Here is a 17,757-nt window from a genome sequence, read left to right on the forward strand (position 1 = left end):
TATGGAAATTGCGACCGGTCCCTTGTTTCAGGGATAAATTAAGCACAGCTTAAACTAAGAGTAATTTTATCAAAAATTTGGGTACTTTCGGTGCCGAAAAGCGGGAAATGGTGCTCCCCAATATCCAAATTTGTAATATTTGTCGTTGAGCACACCAGTTTTTGACCGCCCGCCTGAAAATCCTGCGACAAAAACTTAAACGTAAATTCAGGCCGGTGATCAGCCACAATATGTCTCGTTGTCAGCACTGTCTATGACCTGTGCAGGCCTTTGCTAACGCAAGCTTCATGAATGTCTGGTCATATTTGGCATCTGGCTATTTACCCAAATGGGAGACATCCCAATGTTGAGAGCGATGAGGATGACATGTCGATGTTTAGGCAAGAAATGAACGTGCCCGGTACCTGTGTGAACTGTCCAGCACGGGATGAGTTGAATATGCTCGCTCGCAGAATTGGGCATGATCTACGCGCGCCCCTTCGTGCGCTTCAAATCCTGCCTGAGTGGATTGCCGAAGAATTTGACACCGCCAAAACAGACGTCCCGACCGAGGTCAGCGAATATCTGGGTATGATGAAAAGCAAGGCCGGCCAAATGGAGCACTTTCTGGTCGGCTTGGTTGAATACGCGCAAATTGCGAACCCTAAAGCCATGACCAGTAGTATTGATCCATGTGCGGAAATTAATGCACTGGCACAAGTAGTTTTGAAGGACGCAACATATGAGATTAACATCTCCTCGGAATTAGCCGGCTTAAAGGTTTTCCGAGAGGATTTCCTTATTATTTTCAGGCACTTGATTTCCAACGCAGCTCGCCATCATGGCCAAGGGATCGTTCATGTGCGAGTGACGGGCCGCCTTCAGAACCAAACTGCGTTTTTTGAAGTCGACGACAATGGGCCAGGAATAGAAGAAAAGTTTCACCAACGCATCTTTGAACCATTTGTCACGCTAAAGCCGAGAGACGAAGTCGAAGGCAGTGGATTGGGTCTGGCAGTGGTCAAGAAAATCATTGAACACTGGGACGGTAAATTATCAGTGCATTCTGAAACCGGGCATGGCGCAGCCTTTAAGCTCCAATTTCCGGCAGAAATACAAATCTAGGTCGCGCTGCCCCAAGCCTTCTTTGGATCTTGTCATCCACATGGCTCTAACTTTCAGCTGCAATGACGGCATCTTGGCGCGGGATTGGACGTTAGGAGATGAGTTGCCATTTCTCGCGTAGAGTAATCTTCTACTTAATTTCTATCAGGACCAAATTTTTTTAGCCAATGTCGTGTGCTTGGGCGAGTAATGGATTGCGCTAGTATCACCTCAGTCTGCCTTTGTTTGCGACCTTTGCCAACATATTTCAGGTATTCTGTCTTTTGATCGTGCCAAGATAGAAAACCGCAACTTTCATCACCCTTATCGAAGAGGCGAGTCCACAATACACTGTTCGCGGTAGGCCGCACAACCAACGTGGAATAACCAAGGCAATGACCGCTGAGGTCTCCACAGCTGTTCACCGCAGTGGTCGCCAACGACTGCTCAGGGCCGCTAGCGCCGTTAGAAATGCCAGTTTGTCGGACTTTGCAAAGCCCGCTATCTGCGCATTTCTGCCGTTGGAGTTGACCGCAGCGAAGGTCCGAACCCGCACTTCGTGACAAATATCTGCGACCGCAGCATTGGTTGCAATGGGCGGGGACTTACCATTTCACCATAACCGCACGAAGGGCAGGAATGGGCTTCTCTCGACAATGGGTACTTCGAACATAAGCGAAGGTTCCAGCCGGTTGTCGTGAACGACAGCTAGTGCTTGGGTAATCCCCCCATAATTGATGCGGTGCGGCTGTTGAGTAGACCAATATTCTATTGAGAATTGGTCACGTAGAATCCTAGTTCTAACTACTTCAATTAGTGCGAAACTGAGCCCAAATTGGGCGATGATCTGAAATATGGTATCTGGTGAATTCTTCGAATGACTGGGGTATTTCTGGGTTCCATAAGTCGCGAAACAACGCTCCATCGAAATCGAATACTCCATCCGTGATAAATGCTTGACCTGCATCACCGGGGAAAAATGCGAGTTGATCGTAGTGTTTTCCCTCAGTGATTGTTGTTCCGATCCGAGATTGATGCACAGGCACATGAAGGCCACGTGCGATTAAGGCCTCATAGATTTTGTCGCCAGGTACTGCAGCAGGCATATTGAGGTCGCCGATGACTATCGTGTTTCCGGAATAGGCATCGCCTCTGTTAATTCTCAGATCCGCCCATCTGCCCAAAGCGTATGTTTCAAGTGCGCGCCTGTTCTCTGAGACCTTGCTTCCGGATCCAAAATACAAATGAGCGTTGACTACTGTGAACACACTTTCTTCGACCTTAAAAGCCACGGCAAATGGGTTTCTATCAAAACCGCGAAACTTCTGCTCAATACCAGGAAGCCGGATGTAACGGTGCGACCCTTGAGGCACGGCAATCTCACCGGCCAACTCCAGACGTTCGACCCGATCGCTGTCATAAACGAACAACATGCGCTCATTGTTCCCGCCCATGTCTGAAAACACTGCCCTGAAGTGATCGGGCAGGGCATCCATAACTCGTCGGAAATCAGTAAGGTCCTCTTTCACCTCCTGTACTGCGGTGACGTCAAACCAGCTTAGTAGTTCAGCAATGACCTTAACATCTGCATCATCACGCTGCTGGCCATCGTCTCCTAAATTAGCGATATTCCAGCTACCAAGAAGGAACTTTCCAGGCTGGCGTTCCGGGATTTGGCGTCCAGTCTTTGTATCCCTCCAATTCCGTAAGGCGGAAATTTCACTTGGTGCATCAAATCCAAAGGCAGTTCCTGGGCGAGGAAATGGCGGCATGTAAGTCCCTTCCGGATGCTTGAGAGATATGGTAGGCAAGTTTTCGGAGACCAATCAGTCCTCAATTCGAGATTGTAACCACCACTGGGCAATGATCACTGAGACGCTGCTTCTCGTAATCAGCATATAGCGGATCATCATCGTGCCCCAGGCTAAGCTTTTCGAAATCAATATCGGCGCCTCCTGCCAGCAAGTCGTCATCCACCACAATAAAGTCGATATTCTCATCAAATCTGCTCGTGTGTTTAGGCCAGCACACGGTATCTTTCCCTTCAGGTCCCTTAGTCAAACTTATGCCGTTTGGATTTCCATCATTGAGAGCCCCCCAGAAATCTTCGTATCGGGTTGGGTTGCGGGTGACCTCGTTCATTCGACGGTTAAAGTCGCCGGCCAGAATTACATCGCGACCCGTTTCTTTTTGAGCCTCTACCCAGTTTTCGAGTATTGCGAGTTGAGCTGTTAGAGTTCGACAGTCAAACCTTGAGCCAAATGGTTTCTCGTTAAAGAAGTTCTGATCTTCGATTGGAAATAGAGAATATTGGTGGCAGGACGATTTCAGATGTAGGCCAATTAGCTTAACTTCTTGACCGCCAATCTTCAGATCAATGACCATAGCCGCTCTTGTTGGGCGTGCCGTCAATTCTTTTGTGTCCCGGTCAATATCGAAGTGTGTCAGAGAGAATGCATGCTCTGTTGTGACCGGTGGCGCACTTGCGAAACGATCTTTCGATATCGCCACGGCTGTAAAGATGTCTCTCTCATTTGGCGGCTTGTTCTCATCACCTTCCTGATAGCGATCAGAAATTATTAGGTGATAGTTGGACACTGGGAATACGCGTGCCAAAGCCGCAGGTGAACCGATCTCCTGAAGCAGAATGATGTCCGCATTTAGGCCCGTGGCTGTGTTGCTCAACCTTTCATAGTCGATGTCTTCTCGAGCGGTTGCTCGATCCCTCAAAGGAACTCCGGTTTCATGGTGCAAGTTGGCGATATTCCATGTTGCAATGCGAAGTTCATCTGCAATGGACGTCGCAGGCCATAATGCTGCAATTAAGGGCAAAAGATGATTTCGAAGTTTCATGCCACTCTCCTTCATCCAATTAAATTTGAATTGTCGTTCATTCCAGGGATGCGTGCCGGAGGCGACAGGCGTGAACCATTCTGCCAAGCTCCTAAACTACAGCCATCTACCAGATCCCAAGTTGTACCGTCAGTTAGATCCAGAGAAATCCCAATTCCGGCATCTTGCATTGCAGCACCAGAAACGGGCTGAAACTCTCCCGCACGCGGGTTGGTAAAGCCCGGTTCATCGGACAAGCCAGATTCAAGTTGAAAACCTCGTTCGATCAATCGGTCGGGATACTCGTCGTGATCAATGATGTCATTGAAGAACCGAATACTTAGTCGCTTCCAGTCCTTTGTGAACTCCGGCGGTTCTGAATTTGGATCAGTGTAGCCCAAGGGACCACCAAAAAAACCGCGCTTCACACAAGTATGTGTCGGGTGATTTTCTGGCTTGCAGTACTGGATGGCGTTGTTGAAATGCCAAAAGTTCCGCAATTCCTTCTTCTTGATGTAGGCGGAGCGTAAATAGAAACTGTTATTGAAGATGTAGTGACTGCCCTCACTACTTTTCTGCTTTGAAGGAAGCTTAAAGACAGCGCCTCCTTTATTCTCGTCGTTGACGGGGCCTGGGATTTCGTCAAACCACCCTGTGTTTCCAAAAATGTAGAAATGGCCAGACCTGCGCATTTGCAGCGATAACCACTTGTGTGCATTGAATATATCGTTGTGATAAATCCACCAGTTCCAGCCGCCCCATTCCGGTTCAATTGCATTGTCACGGATATAGCGGAAGGTATTCCCGTGAATGCGGACGTCCCGGTTCTCGCCACGGTCAAGCCCGTCACGATCCGAATGGAACATATGGATGCCGTTGAATGCGTGCCGGATGGTATTGTTGGCGATGGTCACATTTCCGGCGATACCAAAGGAGCGAAAGAATTCACCGTCGAAGGCGCGGGCGTCATTTTTGATATCAACCGCTTGACCGCCATGGATGATTTTCCAATCCAGTTCCCGCCAGATCCGTCCTTCTTCAATGTCCTGAACATAAGTGCAGTTCCTTAGAATAAGATCTCGGGTGCGCCTGCCGTCCGCAAAGATCGCAAAGGTTCCCTCACGCATGTCCAGGTTATCAATCTCGATACCGACGCAATTGTTCAGGTAAATTCCCGTTGGCCAGCATCCTAGAACTGAAAACCCTGAAAGCCGTATGTGCTTACAGTTCTTCAATCGGATAAACCCACGATGCGCTTCGCGACCCAAACTTGGGTAGCTGCCTTCGTCTTGCGCTTTGCGGGCAATGCTATTTCCTTCCTCCCGAAAGTCTTCATAGCGCTTTCCACCATCGAAGACGGCATCTTTGCTGCCCCGGATCGTAATCACATTGTCAGGCTTGCCCTGAAGCCTCTTAAGATGGAGAGCACTGTAATTTCCTGGGGAAAGTTCAATCACTTCGCCCGGCTTGATCTGCTCTGCAATGCTATTAAGAGTGGAAGGCGATGCCATATGAATAGTCATGTTTGTCCTCAAATAAAAGTGGCCAAGAGCTTACGTGAGTCAGTCAATACTTTCTGAGATTGTCACGTTTCTGTTCTTTTCACTAATAAATAGTCTCGTGAAGCGTGTGCAATGGGGGTGTGCTTACCGCTATTCCTGTGCTCGGTGTTTCCAAATTAATTCTCTATGAACCGTAGGTCAGACAACGTCACAAGTAGCAAAGCCGGTTTCCAGTGCTCTGCGGCTGTTGATGTCCGACACAGGGAAGGTCCGAAACTCAGCTTTTTCGTCGAACGTACATTGCGCAGTATCCGGGTTTGGGTATCCGTCACCTGACAGGGAATTTCATGCCCGAATAGGATGACAATTCCCAGGTCTGCTCATCGCGTGTTCGAGGTTATCCGAGCACAAAGAGCTTTTTCAGCTGAATACCGCATCGCATCCGAGGTCCAAAATGAGAGCCAAATACCGACTTTCTCTTCCTACCCAAGGCGATAGTCTTGTTGGCGAAAAGAAGGCATGGTCGGCAAAAATTGGTTGGTACTGCAATGTTGAGGCGCTTGGCGCGACTTCTGGTGCCCATTGCCACAGTCCGTATTAGGCCTGAAAGTGTGACAAGGCGATTGGGTCGACAGAAGTCACAACTCCTGATAGATTGCCAGTGAGTTTATTAGTCTTCAATTTTCACATTTCTGAGGTTTCAAAATGGCCAAAGAATCTAAGCCCGCCCTCTCAGCAAACCTTAAGTTTCTCGGTAGGACCCACGCCGCTGTGCGGGATCATCTATCTGCTTCCACTGAACTGCCCGATTTCCTGGCGACAGCTGGCGGGCTGTCGCTTGAGGGCCGCAAACGACTAATTGCGCAAGCCCTAGTTCTGATGGAAAGCAATTTCGTCCATCTGCCTTTAAAACGCGCCATGCATGGCATCGACCCCATCCAACGATTAAAGCTTGTCAGACACAGGCTGGACCGGGCGACACCTGCAACGATGGGGCCCGAATTCGCATTTCACCGCGAGATGATTGATATTTTCACCTCCGTTCGGGATCTTCACACCAATTATCTTCTGCCAGATCCATTCAGGGGCCGGGTCGCATTCCTCCCTTTTGACGTCGAAGAGTACTTCGACGCCGACGGGACGCCCCGCTATGTCGCCAGCCATTTTGTACAGGGTTTTACACACAGCCATTTCAAACCCGGTGTTGAGGTTCTGACCTGGAATGGAAACCCGATCGAGCGCGCCGTGGAAGTTACCGCAGATTTGCACGCCGGAAGCAACGCCGATGCCCGACATGCGCGCGGGCTTGATGGGCTGACAATACGCTCTCTGACGCGCGCGATGCCGCCAGACGCTATGTGGGTTGATGTTGGCTACGTCGATCTCAACGGGACGGACCGCGAGACACGCCAAGAATGGATTGTTTCACCTGCGCTGCCGATCAACAACGGCGTCGACCCGGACATTGCCAACCTGAATGCATCCTGTCTGGGCCTCGATATCGAGGCCGATGCTGTTCAACGTGCCAAGTTGATGCTCTTTGCACCCAAGGCCGTGGAGGAGCTAGCCAAGCCAAAACAGGTAACGGTTAAAATGGCCGCCCAAGGTGCCGAAGTGCCAACGCTGATGCCCAGCACCTTTCGGGCCCGCAGTGCAACCACCACTTCAGGCGAATTCGGTATCATACGAATTTTTACGTTCAATGTTAATGATCCAGGCGTATTCATTGACGAGTTTATTCGACTCGTAGAACTTTTGCCGCAAAACGGGCTGATCGTGGATGTCCGAGGCAATGGCGGAGGGCATATCCATGCCAGCGAAGGCCTATTGCAAACCATGACACCGAGTGAGGTGACACCGGAACCCACGCAATTCATCAGCACGCCGCTCAACACCGATATCTGTGCACGTCATAACGGCAACCCAGTTGGGATCGAACTGGGTCCCTGGGAAGAGTCGCTTCGCGAGTCTGTTGAAACCGGTTCGGTATACTCGCGTGGGTTTTCCATTACGCCGCATGACTTTGCTAACGCGCGAGGCCAACAATATCACGGGCCCGTCGTTCTGATCACGGACGCACGCTGCTACAGTGCAACCGACATCTTTGCAGCTGGGTTCCAAGATCATCGAATTGGGCACATCCTGGGCGTCGACGGCAACACCGGTGCTGGCGGGGCCAACGTCTGGACGCATAGCTTGCTGAAACAACTACTGGAACTGCCGCCCCCAACCGATCCAGAAACGCCGTTTGAAGACCTGCCAAACAACTCCGGGCTTCGTGTCGCGATCCGCCGGACCTTGCGGGTGAACGAACAAGCGGGAACGCCTCTTGAGGATTTGGGTGTGAAGCCGGGCTTCCGTCATGCGCTAACGCGAGAGGATCTGCTCAGTAGCAACGTTGATCTAATCAACCGTGCCGGGGAAATTCTAACCGGTATGAAAACCTATGGTCTCACGGCAAGCGTTGCAGATACAGCCGAAGGTCAGCGAGTGTCCGTTACGACGCTTGGTCTCGATCGGCTCGACTTTTACATTGATGGTCGACCGTTCAGCAGCCACGACGTCGGTGAAGGCACGCATGCAATCGACATTTCATCTGGCGGTGCATTGCTGAGGTTGGACGGATTTGACAATGGATTACTTGCCGCGTCGCGCCGTATTGTTCTCTAATCTCGAAGAGGTTCAGATTTGCGGGAACTCTGCGTTTTGTTTGGGGCACAGGCCTTGTCGGGTAGTGATCCTAAGCAGTTTCAGTGATGGTCGTTTGTCACTTTAGGGATTGCGATCAAGTCGAATCTTCTGCCCACTGTCATCGCATGGAATTTCGAAATCAGTGACGATCCAAATTCAAATTTCCGGTGTGGCGAAAACCAATGTCAGGTTTGTCCGGTAGGCTGTAAGTTCGGGCACCCTTTGATTTTACTCGTGCGGCGAATATTGGCAGTGCGGGCCGCGCCTGCAGCATAGCGGCAGGATGCTGAATGTCTCTGGTGGGACGTCCTTGCTGCGCAAAGGCGGAACGCGACCCAGCTGCTTCACATGGGATCGGCAGTGCTGAAAGGCCGGATCGAAATGGGTGAAAAAGTGATTGTGAACGTTAGAATACTTGCGAATAGGCTCAATCCGCTTGGTCTTGTCGTACCAGCGAGCCGTAGGCTGCAGGGCACGATACTTTACAAACCGAACATTGCCGCCTTAGCCTGATCGTATTTTAGTCAATCATTGGGTGATGTCATGTTGTCACGCCGCTCTTTTCTACTTTCGGCCAGTGCAATGGGCGCATTAGCTTTGCCAGCGTGCACGCCACCGCTTCAACCTCTCCCACCACCATCAGGTCTGCCTTATGTCAGCATCGACATTCATGCCCATATCTTCAACGCCACCGATATTCCGATCCCAGGTTTTCTTGATCAGGTTTTCCTCCGTTCTCCCGAAAGCCCCGTAGGAGGTAACTTCGCACCGCGTGCACTGATCCGGTTGGTAACAAAAATCCTGCTTCTCGCGGTGAGTACGGCGGATGAGGAACGCGACCGACTGCCACAACCAGCCAAGAGCGCCGCCGCATTGGTCGCGCAAGACAAGGCCATTCTTGCTCAGGGCGTCCGCAACTATGCCGCTATCGGGCAGGCAACTCTACGCGCCAACGACGTCCGTTTATCAGTTGACGTTAGTGAGGGTGCGCAGCTTCTTGGTGAGTTGAACCGGCTCGCAAACCGCGGCGTTTTTCTGCAGCGCAGCAGTGCTGACCTAGGTCTTGCCGTAGCTGATGCCGTTTTTGACGAACCCTCCCTTCCAGTTGTTGCCCTGCGGTCGACCGGCGGCGGCGGTGATCCCAGTCTCGCGCAGACCCTTCGCTGGGCGGTGCTTTTGACGCGTGACCGGCGCGATATTCTCGATACTCTGATCGGGTATTATGGATTGAGTGCCGGTGAGCAGGACGATAAATCGCGCGGAATTAGTGCCTTTTCTCCATCGCTTGTGGATTTCGAATACTGGTTTACGGAAAAAGCCCAGGCCAGAATGAGCAGCCAGCAGGACCAGATTGACGTCATGTCACGCCTCGCTTTGCTGGAACGGCGTACGGTGCTCTTGAACTTTGCTCCCTTCTGCCCGCTCCGGGCGGCGATTGATGGCGATGGTGTGCATCGCCGCATCCGTAAAGCGATCCTCACGCAGGGATTTGTCGGGGTGAAAATTTATCCGCCAATGGGTTTCAAACCGATCGGAAACAGTAGCAATCAGAGGCTGATGGGCGGGTTTCGCAAAGCCCCTGGTGCCGGGATCGACCGCGAACTGCGTAAAATGTATCGCTGGTGCAATGACAACGGTGTGCCGATCAAATCGCATGGGAACAACTCGCTGGCGGCGGGCGAATGCAGCGGCCAAAATGCCGCCCCTGATCTTTGGGCAAGGGTTTTGCACGACTATCGCGACTTGCGGGTCAACATCGCCCATTTCGGAGGGTTTGAAGAAATCACCTCGTCTGATGTATGTGCGGATCCGCCACCATATGAAAAACGCGCTGCAGAGTTGATTGCCGAATATCCGAATGCCTATGTCGATCTAGGATATTGGAACGAGGTTGTCGGGACAAGCCGCCCGGGGACTGAGATTTTGGAAGAGGTCAGAGCGCTGGTGGAACAGACTCCTGAGTTAGCCGAACGGATCATGTACGGCTCTGATTACACAATGATTGGCAAGGAGAAGCAGTATAATGCCTATTTGCGTGACGTAGCCGCTGCCATTGACAGCATCAATGGGCTTTCGCGTGATGCGATCTTTGCGCTGAACCCGCAGCGCTATCTTGGGCTGAATGACCCGAATAACCCAACGCGGCAGCGGCTCGACGCCTTCTTTCCATCAGACCACCCGTACCACAGCCTGTTCTAGCCCCACACCTCGTTTCGTTTCTGCGCCTGTACTTCCTTATCCAAGATCGCGGTGTACTCCGAAGGCTTGCCCATTCCGATTGGCTTGGTCTCACGCCCCTGCTATTGCTCTGACGGCAAGGCAAAGGGCGAAAGCCATTACTCCAACCACTCTAGAGAAATCCAGCTGTGACCAGTTCGCGCTTGGCCCGCTCAACTGTGCGAACGTGACAGCCCAGGGACCGGGCAATTTTGCGATGCGGTTGGCGGCTGAGAAGCGCGGCTCGGAAGGCGGCCATTTTAAGGGCTCGGCTGGAATGCGGCCCAAGCGGGATTTGGATCCGCCCTGGACCATAGGTCTTGAACAGCCACTGTGTGATCTGGTCGCCAAGTTGCTCAGTTAGGATCGAACGCGCCAGGCTGTGCTGATGCGGAATGTTGGTTTCGGTACCGCCAAAGAGACCCGTCAGTTTCCAGACAGCGTCTGAGCCAAGGCAGTCTTCCAGCTCTTCCAGGATCTCAGGAACGGTCATTCCGAGATCGATCATTTCATCACAGGTCAATAGGTTCGGGGGGGCGTGTGTGTCTGGCATGGGATCTTGATGCCGACACTCGTCGGTGCGTACCGCCCCGTCATGTGTCGGGATCAGGCCCTAAACGCGCTGGGCAAAATTTGCGGGCGGTTTTGCTAGATCTCTGTGGCGCGATATGCGGGCCGCTGAGGTCACTTTCCGCCTGAACGCTACTCCGGGGCGGAATTTATCACAAGCGCGTTGCTGCCCCGTTTAAGTGGTATTTAACGGCGATCCTCAGAACAGGTCCGGCCTTCCAAAGTCGGCTTGCTGGGGTGAGACACGAAGAATAGGCAATTTATTGCTCTTTAAACCCGCATAGGACTGAAATTCGGTGTGCGGACTGGGGGCGACCAATATCTACAGAAAAAGATCGGACTGCCGCAGATCTTTCGGGCAACGCAGTTCTGCGGACATGCGTTCCACAGTGCGGATGTGAACGTCGACTTCTGCGGCAATGATCGAATGGCTCACGCCCTGGTCCAGCAGCATGGCGATCCGCTGGCGGCGTCCAGTTTGCCCGCAGATGTTTCCGGCGGGCACCAGCATCTTGCCGCTGCCCAGCAGCTTGTAGAGCTTTTGGGCATTGGATTGCCCGACGATTTTCGACAACGAGCTGCCGGGGGCAGGGTCCTTGGCGATATAGATCTCGCGACCGCCACGCTGTTTGGCAAGGCGCACCGCAAGGTCGACGCTGATTTCATCAGCGATCAGCGCCAACACGCCGGGTAGATATGGCTTGAAGCCATCGCTCACTTGCGATGCTCCGCCCAGTTAAAGTCGATACCAGCCCGCGCGCCCCAGGCTTTGAGCGCCTGGATCACGGCGTTGATCTGTTTGTGATCGCGTAACATGTCGATGTCGGCAGGCACCGAGCCCCAAATATTGCCAAACTGGTCTCGAACGAACTTATTCAGCCCGGCGCGGCTGGGGTCACGCAGCTCGCCTGCTTCGCCGAGCTTGGTCCAAAGCACATGCACCAAGCGCAGATCTGGACGCGAGGCGACTTTGTGCTTCTTCGCCCCCTTCGAAGAGGCGTTAAATCCGTCTTTCTTGAGCCGTTTAAGCACTTTTAAAAGGTCGGTATCATCCATGTCCTTCATGGATTTCTTGCCGGTCACAACAAGCTGCAGAGCGCGGCGGGCGTCACCGTCCAGGCCAAGTTCGCGACACCCGACGTGGATCTTTTGTTGCAGGGCGCGGGTCATGATTGGATGTCCTCGACATGCACAATGGGACCAACGGAATGGAGCGCCGTGATCCGGGCCAATCGGCGATCTGCACGTGCAGTTTCCTCGGCAGTAATGTCTGCAAGATCGGCGTCGGTCAGGCCAGCAACAGTGGCCTGTAGCCTGAGAACTGTCAGCCGACCTCCCAGGGTCATCGAGGCGCGGGTTTGACTGGTGGCGTAGGCGCTGAGGTTTTGACGCAGCTTCTGGCGGTAGTCGTCCTTAGACATGGGCATTGAAGACCCTCCGTTATGCTTTGGCGAGATCAATGGTGATGTGCTTCCAGGGCTTGTCGGCGGCGTCGCGCTGGTGGCAGCGCACATAGGTCGCCTTGCCGACAACATGCTCGGCGTCTTTGATGGCCCGCATTGCGCTCAGCCAACGGGTGTCATCGATATCCAGTTTGGTCAGTTTGACGATCTCAGCGCGGTTGATTTTGCCCTCTTTGTCGGTGTTGAAGGCGCTGGTGATTATGGCCTGAATTTCAATGCGAGAGGTCGCCGCCCACTCGATCATGCATTCGTCCACAAGCGCCTTGGCGATTTGCAACTCGGGGCCACAATCAATCTGATCAGCAACAGCGACCGAGACCTTGAAGCAGGTGTCGAAACTGAGAAGGGACTTGTTGCCTTTTGCGCCGCCAAGCGTTGCACCATACTCCTGAGCCAGCAGATCTTCATAGGCTTCGAGGTCATCGAATACGTGTTTTTTGAACCGGGCGACCTGATCCTGCAGGGCGAGGGCATGGCCGATGATCTTACGGACGGTTTCATCCCGAAGCTGGTCCTGGGCTTTGACCAGATCCAGCGGAACCAATGCGCCCTTGCCGTTGCGCATGTGAGGGTCTCCGTCGACGTCGATGCGGCCGTCTGGGATCGCCGCAGGCTGGAATTGGCTGGAGGGCTGATTGGTCAATGGATTTGCTCCGGTTTGGGTGTTTCAGAGGGGTAAGACAGGATTGCGATGGGTTCGGGCTGCAGGTCAGAAAACCCGGCTTCCTCGGCCAACATTTGGAAATCGCATGGGCTTACGACACCGGCGCATTGCGCCAGAATGCACCGGGCCTCGTATGTCTTGTAAAAGCTTCGAACCGTCATCACGGCCAGCGGCAGGTCATCGGCGCAGTCAAAACGGCCGGCCCGGATGGCATGGCGCAGCGCGATGCGTTCGGGGGTCTCTGGGGCGTCTCCAAGCGGGCGCAACAGGATGTTGGCATCGACCCCAAAGAAGCTGCAAATGCGGTCCAGCACGTCAGGCCGTGGAAAACTCTCACCGGTCAGATAGCGGTTGAACTGGTTCCGGCTAATGTTTGCTTTCTTGCAGATCTGTGAGACCACCATACCATCAGTCAACTTGAGCAGATTTGCCGAAAGTTGATTGCGCAAGTCCTGCGGGCTTCGTTCAGGTGGGTTCGGTTCAGGATTTTGCATCGGCAAACCTCCGGGATTTGAAGACAAGTTTGACGTCGGCGTTGGGCGTTGCTGTGTCCCTGGTGCCGCTGGATTTTGGGTCGTTGCGGGGGCACTTCCGGCAAAACCGGGTCATCAGAACGCGCTGTGGGTCAGAGGAGGTGCCGCGTCGGATTTCATCGCGCCAATGCAGGCAGATCTCGGAGGCGATTTCACCGATGGCCGGGCAGTCAATGTCGCCGCTGATGTAGATCTCGCGCACCCGCATGGCGACGTTGTCATAACTGCCCTGATAGCTCTTTCGAATAACCTGGCTAACGGCTGCGGCGCTGATACCAAGGCGGGCTGCAACCTTGTTCTGCGAGCTGCCGTCGCATTCGCGGATCAGGGTCATGATCCAGTCGGGGATCTCGTCGCCCCAGGCATCTTGCGCCACGATCTCGCGGTCGCTGATTATGAGGTTGCCCATGTGACCTCCTCCCCCTGGACATAGACAACACGGCCCTCGTTTGGGTCGACCACGACGGGAAGACGTTTAATCGTTGGGGGCAGGGGGCCAGTGTCGCGCACAAGGTGGTAGCGAACCGATTGCGCCGAGGTGCGGCCCCGGCGGCTGTCTTTCAGATACCCGGCCTTTTCCAATGTCGAGCAGTAACTGCGGATGCCCTTTTCCGAGAACTCGCCTTCAAACCCGGCAAAGGTCATCAGCATGTCCTCAACAGTGAACTTGTTTGCAGCCCGCATTGCCGTCCAGATCCTACCTTCCGTGGACAGGCGTTTGTCCTTGGCCCGGTTCATGATTTCCAAGGTTGAGAACGCGGTATAGTAGGGCTTGCCATTGTCATAACCGGCGGATCTGAGCAGGCCGGCGTTTTCCAAGGACCTCAAAAACAATGTGGTCTTGTTGTCCGGGGCGATCTTCTGCGCCAGGACAAGATCGCGGGTAAACCGGAGCTGCTGGCGCACAAAACTCCAAAGCTTTTTCTCTTCTGGCGTTTGCGGCGTCCAGGCCTGCACGGGCAGGGCCGTGTCGTGGAATGCGGAAATCTTGGAACCCAGCTTGTCAGAGCGCCATTGCGCATCCATAGCGCTGGTATCAATCAAAGCTGCATCGCCCGATAGGCTGGCCGGATCTTGCGCGGTGTAATAGCGAATGTTGCCCTTGCGCTGATAGAGTTTGACCAGGTTCAGGCGGGCCAGACTACGCAGGTAGTTGGTCCGCTTCCAATCCCCGGCAGCACAGAAGGCATCGACATCAGCGTGGGTGAACACCTGGCGCGATTGGATGAATTGCCAGATTTCCTGCTCATGTGCCCCGGATGGGGCGTGTGCGCTCATAGGGCACCCCCAACCGCTAGAAACTCATTCCCGGCGGGAAAGGGTTCCTTGCCCCAGTCCTTTAGGGTGACTTTCTGCATGTTCCAGGTGCGGGCCATGGTTCTGACATGGGCGATGCAGGTGCAAATCTCGCGCACCTTGCCACGTCTTTCCGAGACAATATGCTCCAGCAAATCTGGGGAGATTTCAACGCCACGGCCATAATACCCCGCAAGGGATTGGGCATCGTCCAGACTAGCCGGGTGAGCCGTGACCCGCTGCATGACACGGCTGGCGATGGCAGTGTATTTGGCCAGTTTCGCCGGGAAGTCATAAGGGCCAATCAGGATCAGCGGCACGTCTGAGCGGTCATGCAAGAACCGGATACTGTCAATCATCCGGGGTTTCAGGGCGTGGTCGGCCTCGTCAATGACCAGGGTGCGCCCAGCCTGGGCCAGGCTTTCCTGGGCGCGCATTTCCAGATAGGCGGTGGAGCCTTTCTCGCGGGCCCCAGCTCGTTCAGGATCTTCTCAAACAGGAACTTACTGGTGTAATTGTTGGTCAGCTGAATATGCAGGATATCCTGGTGCGCCGAGGCAAACATTGCGGCATGGGTTTTGCCCACTCCGGGTTCGCCGTGAAGGACACCGATGCCGGGCAGGCCTATGTCACGGTTTTCCAGCGTCTCTATCAGCGAGGCCAATAGGTAAACATTGGTGAGCGGCTTTACATATTCGCCGAGTTTTGTTCTCTGTAACATTGGTACCTCTGCTTCTTAGGTGTGCCATTGGGACGGCGTTTTTGGCGATCAACCGGCGTCGTCCCGTTTGGCAAATTCTTCTACTTTCTGAAAACCGCGATACTCGGGCAGCTCGATGTAGCTGCGCAGCCAATCGGCCTCGCCACTGCCAACCCGTTTCCCGGCGTCTGATTTCGCGATGATGTCTTTGGCGTCTTGGAACCGCTCTTTGGGGGTTGAAGCGGGTTGAAACCGCCCAACGGCCTTGGGTTTTGGATCTAATTTCGCCTTGTCCTTCACCCGCTGCTCGAAGGCTTGCCGCGCCTCAACCACTACTGGATCTGACGTGACCTGATGGCGAGGAACCGACACGGTCTTTTTGCTGAAAACCGGTTTCACAACCTTGGCTTCAACCAATTCCGATTGCGTCGCCGCTCGGGCGGTCCTGTCGGCGGCAATCTCTTGAACGGACAGAGGGCGGTGGGCCTTCAGAAGCTCCTTTTGTGCTCTCTTGATCCTGTGATTACGGCGTTCAACTTCCTTGGCCCCGGTAACGTTGAAGAACCCGACTGTTTGCCGACATTCGGCAAATCCGAGGTAAGACCCGTCGAGCTCGTAGATATGAACACCGGAATGCAGATCCTCTGGATCAAATCGGGCCACAATCTTTTTGCCAGCCCGCTCAGACATCCAGTCTGAATGATAGAAGTTCCTGAACAGTTGGAGCTGGCCGTTGTCCTTGTTCAGCTTGCCGGTCTCTTGACCCATCAGCCAAAGGCGACGTTGATCCTCGGTTGCCTTGCGGATAGGGGCTGTGGCGTAGCTCTCCGCAAATGTCTCGTCGAAGGATCGCCCCCGTGCAGTAGGGGACAATCGGCCCTCGCGTAAATTGTGCTCCTCAACTCCTTCAGCCACAACCTTCACAAAATCGTCTAGAGGGATCGCACGATTGCCGTAGTTTTCGGGTTTGGCATCTGGACGGTTGCCAGTATAAGCGCCGTCAAAGCGGGGGTCTAAAGCGATGTCCTTTGCAAAATCCCGGAACCCACGTTCAATCGGTTTAGATTGGCCACTTGCGGGCTTGGCCCAGTGAACTTGAATGCCCAGATTGGGAAGCACACCAAGGGGATCGTCTTTGCGCACCTTAAAGCGAAAGCGGTTCGGAATGCCGCCGGTGAGCCATTTACCGGTAAACTCCCGTCCGTTGTCGAACAGGCAATGGCTAGGGATGCCCCAGGTTTCGACCAATTCGCCAAAGGCGGCCATGACCATTACCATGTTGGGTGAATGATCGATGCGCCAGCTCAACATCTTGCCGGAATAGAGATCCTGGAAGGCAACGATCTGGGGCCTGTTTATGGTGCCGTCGGGCCAGCGCACGAAGACGTCAAACTTGTGGCAATCGGCGTTAACGCCTTCGAGCGCCGTCAGGGTGGTACGGTCCCGGATCTGCGCCGGAAAACAGCGCAACAAGCCCGCAAAACCTTCACGGGCCAACACTTGGCAAAGGCGCGGTACTTCATCGTCCAATCGCCGCTTTGCAGTCTTGCTGATCAGGATGTCCCAACCCTCATGCTTGGCTTTTTTGCAGGCAGCGCGATAGCATTGGGCAAATGTTGGTGGTCCTTGGCGCAGATAATCGCTTGTTAAATAGTCCATAAACGCTTGGGTGCAGGCCGCCTTATTGGGCTTGCGAACAGCCAAACGGTTACGCGGCACCAGATAGGCCAGGCGGTCCTCAGGGGCGACGCCTTCAACCATGCCGATCCAGTTGTAGACACTGCGGGCAGAGGAGCCACATTGGCGCGCGGCCTCGGCCACGGCGTGAACATGGGTAACGCCGGACTGGTGCAGACCTTCCACCATTTGCAGCGCAGCCAGCCGGGTTCTAGCCTTGGTCTTTGCAGTTTCCGGCAGGCTATCAAATGCGGCCCAGGCATTGCCCCGGTCCGGGCGTTCGTCAGGGGTCTCAGCGGCATCTGTCAGCAGCTTGCGCCGTGCTGCTAAGGGCAACACCGACCAGTGATATATCCAGCCGCCACCGCGTCCAACCTTGCGCTTGGCGCAGCCTTCAATGGCGCGCCAGCCGAACCGCTGTGCCAGCAGGTTTATGCCTGGTTTGCTGCCCGGCAGTTCGGGCAGGCCAGAGTTGGCCAGCTCTTCAACTGTCCACCAGATCTGTTTGGGTTCAACGACGCTCATTTGG

15 protein-coding genes and 1 pseudogene are annotated in these 17,757 nt (G+C 53.9%); 3 read left to right on the forward strand and 13 right to left on the reverse strand.

Annotated elements, in window-relative coordinates; genetic code table 11:
• The first annotated feature begins 291 nt into the window (after positions 1 to 291).
• Positions 292 to 1,104 carry a sensor histidine kinase gene (locus EBB79_RS07935; protein WP_127748407.1) on the forward strand — a complete coding sequence of 271 codons (813 nt, stop codon included), beginning with the start codon at positions 292 to 294 and terminating at the stop codon, positions 1,102 to 1,104.
• Positions 1,105 to 1,892: 788 nt separating this feature from the next.
• Here EBB79_RS07935 and EBB79_RS07940 read toward each other — a convergent pair.
• The 3 genes from EBB79_RS07940 to EBB79_RS07950 form a co-directional block, all read right to left on the reverse strand.
• Positions 1,893 to 2,855, reverse strand: a complete 963-nt coding sequence (locus EBB79_RS07940) for an endonuclease/exonuclease/phosphatase family protein (protein ID WP_127748408.1) — start codon at positions 2,853 to 2,855, stop codon at positions 1,893 to 1,895.
• Positions 2,856 to 2,916: 61 nt separating this feature from the next.
• The gene (locus tag EBB79_RS07945; RefSeq protein WP_164860758.1) at positions 2,917 to 3,936 is read right to left on the reverse strand and encodes an endonuclease/exonuclease/phosphatase family protein; all 1,020 of its coding nucleotides are present in this window, start codon (positions 3,934 to 3,936) and stop codon (positions 2,917 to 2,919) included.
• Positions 3,937 to 3,947: 11 nt separating this feature from the next.
• The gene (locus EBB79_RS07950; RefSeq protein ID WP_127748410.1) at positions 3,948 to 5,438 is read right to left on the reverse strand and encodes a right-handed parallel beta-helix repeat-containing protein; all 1,491 of its coding nucleotides are present in this window, start codon (positions 5,436 to 5,438) and stop codon (positions 3,948 to 3,950) included.
• A 750-nt stretch (positions 5,439 to 6,188) separates the two neighbouring features.
• On the opposite strand from EBB79_RS07950, the gene EBB79_RS07955 reads away from it, so the two are divergent.
• The gene (locus EBB79_RS07955; protein WP_202977646.1) at positions 6,189 to 8,087 is read left to right on the forward strand and encodes a S41 family peptidase; all 1,899 of its coding nucleotides are present in this window, start codon (positions 6,189 to 6,191) and stop codon (positions 8,085 to 8,087) included.
• 564 nt (positions 8,088 to 8,651) lie between these two features.
• On the forward strand, positions 8,652 to 10,307 hold the full coding sequence (locus tag EBB79_RS07960) for an amidohydrolase family protein (protein WP_127748412.1): 1,656 nt from the start codon (positions 8,652 to 8,654) through the stop codon (positions 10,305 to 10,307).
• Between the two features lie 151 nt (positions 10,308 to 10,458).
• On the opposite strand, the gene EBB79_RS07965 is transcribed toward EBB79_RS07960, so the two are convergent.
• From EBB79_RS07965 to EBB79_RS08015, 10 genes and pseudogenes are all read right to left on the reverse strand, one after another.
• Positions 10,459 to 10,878 carry a helix-turn-helix domain-containing protein gene (locus EBB79_RS07965; RefSeq protein WP_127748413.1) on the reverse strand — a complete coding sequence of 140 codons (420 nt, stop codon included), beginning with the start codon at positions 10,876 to 10,878 and terminating at the stop codon, positions 10,459 to 10,461.
• 339 nt (positions 10,879 to 11,217) lie between these two features.
• Positions 11,218 to 11,613: a helix-turn-helix domain-containing protein gene (locus tag EBB79_RS07970; protein ID WP_127748414.1), complete on the reverse strand. Its 396-nt coding sequence runs from the start codon at positions 11,611 to 11,613 to the stop codon at positions 11,218 to 11,220.
• Positions 11,610 to 12,065 carry a gp16 family protein gene (locus EBB79_RS07975; RefSeq protein WP_127748415.1) on the reverse strand — a complete coding sequence of 152 codons (456 nt, stop codon included), beginning with the start codon at positions 12,063 to 12,065 and terminating at the stop codon, positions 11,610 to 11,612. Before EBB79_RS07975 ends, EBB79_RS07970 begins: the two co-directional genes overlap by 4 nt.
• A complete protein-coding gene (locus EBB79_RS07980; RefSeq protein ID WP_127748416.1) occupies positions 12,062 to 12,322 on the reverse strand; it encodes a hypothetical protein in 261 nt (86 codons plus the stop codon). Before EBB79_RS07980 ends, EBB79_RS07975 begins: the two co-directional genes overlap by 4 nt.
• A 13-nt stretch (positions 12,323 to 12,335) precedes the next feature.
• Positions 12,336 to 13,001 (reverse strand): DUF3164 family protein, encoded by a 666-nt coding sequence (locus EBB79_RS07985; RefSeq protein ID WP_338045794.1) that lies wholly within the window; start codon positions 12,999 to 13,001, stop codon positions 12,336 to 12,338.
• Positions 12,998 to 13,516, reverse strand: coding sequence for a helix-turn-helix domain-containing protein (locus tag EBB79_RS25425; protein WP_127748417.1), 519 nt, complete (start codon positions 13,514 to 13,516; stop codon positions 12,998 to 13,000). The genes EBB79_RS07985 and EBB79_RS25425 overlap by 4 nt, the downstream gene beginning before the upstream one ends.
• Positions 13,503 to 13,964, reverse strand: a complete 462-nt coding sequence (locus EBB79_RS07995; protein ID WP_177627790.1) for a hypothetical protein — start codon at positions 13,962 to 13,964, stop codon at positions 13,503 to 13,505. Before EBB79_RS07995 ends, EBB79_RS25425 begins: the two co-directional genes overlap by 14 nt.
• Positions 13,949 to 14,833 carry a hypothetical protein gene (locus EBB79_RS08000; protein WP_127748418.1) on the reverse strand — a complete coding sequence of 295 codons (885 nt, stop codon included), beginning with the start codon at positions 14,831 to 14,833 and terminating at the stop codon, positions 13,949 to 13,951. The genes EBB79_RS07995 and EBB79_RS08000 overlap by 16 nt, the downstream gene beginning before the upstream one ends.
• Positions 14,830 to 15,572: pseudogene (locus EBB79_RS25430) on the reverse strand (AAA family ATPase). Before EBB79_RS25430 ends, EBB79_RS08000 begins: the two are co-directional and overlap by 4 nt.
• Positions 15,573 to 15,620: 48 nt before the next feature.
• Positions 15,621 to 17,753 carry a transposase domain-containing protein gene (locus EBB79_RS08015; protein WP_164860759.1) on the reverse strand — a complete coding sequence of 711 codons (2,133 nt, stop codon included), beginning with the start codon at positions 17,751 to 17,753 and terminating at the stop codon, positions 15,621 to 15,623.
• Positions 17,754 to 17,757 lie beyond the last annotated feature (4 nt).

Source organism: Parasedimentitalea marina (assembly GCF_004006175.1).
Classification (GTDB): Bacteria; Pseudomonadota; Alphaproteobacteria; order Rhodobacterales; family Rhodobacteraceae; genus Parasedimentitalea; species Parasedimentitalea marina.

Coding starts and splice junctions, on each gene's coding strand:
- EBB79_RS07935 (WP_127748407.1), top strand. CDS start 292: ATGTCTGGTCATATTTGGCATCTGGCTATTTACCCAAATGGGAGACAT.
- EBB79_RS08015 (WP_164860759.1), bottom strand. CDS start 17,753: ATGAGCGTCGTTGAACCCAAACAGATCTGGTGGACAGTTGAAGAGCTG.
- EBB79_RS25425 (WP_127748417.1), bottom strand. CDS start 13,516: ATGCAAAATCCTGAACCGAACCCACCTGAACGAAGCCCGCAGGACTTG.
- EBB79_RS07960 (WP_127748412.1), top strand. CDS start 8,652: ATGTTGTCACGCCGCTCTTTTCTACTTTCGGCCAGTGCAATGGGCGCA.
- EBB79_RS07945 (WP_164860758.1), bottom strand. CDS start 3,936: ATGAAACTTCGAAATCATCTTTTGCCCTTAATTGCAGCATTATGGCCT.
- EBB79_RS07940 (WP_127748408.1), bottom strand. CDS start 2,855: ATGCCGCCATTTCCTCGCCCAGGAACTGCCTTTGGATTTGATGCACCA.
- EBB79_RS07995 (WP_177627790.1), bottom strand. CDS start 13,964: ATGGGCAACCTCATAATCAGCGACCGCGAGATCGTGGCGCAAGATGCC.
- EBB79_RS07965 (WP_127748413.1), bottom strand. CDS start 10,878: ATGCCAGACACACACGCCCCCCCGAACCTATTGACCTGTGATGAAATG.
- EBB79_RS08000 (WP_127748418.1), bottom strand. CDS start 14,833: ATGAGCGCACACGCCCCATCCGGGGCACATGAGCAGGAAATCTGGCAA.
- EBB79_RS07975 (WP_127748415.1), bottom strand. CDS start 12,065: ATGACCCGCGCCCTGCAACAAAAGATCCACGTCGGGTGTCGCGAACTT.
- EBB79_RS07950 (WP_127748410.1), bottom strand. CDS start 5,438: ATGACTATTCATATGGCATCGCCTTCCACTCTTAATAGCATTGCAGAG.
- EBB79_RS07980 (WP_127748416.1), bottom strand. CDS start 12,322: ATGCCCATGTCTAAGGACGACTACCGCCAGAAGCTGCGTCAAAACCTC.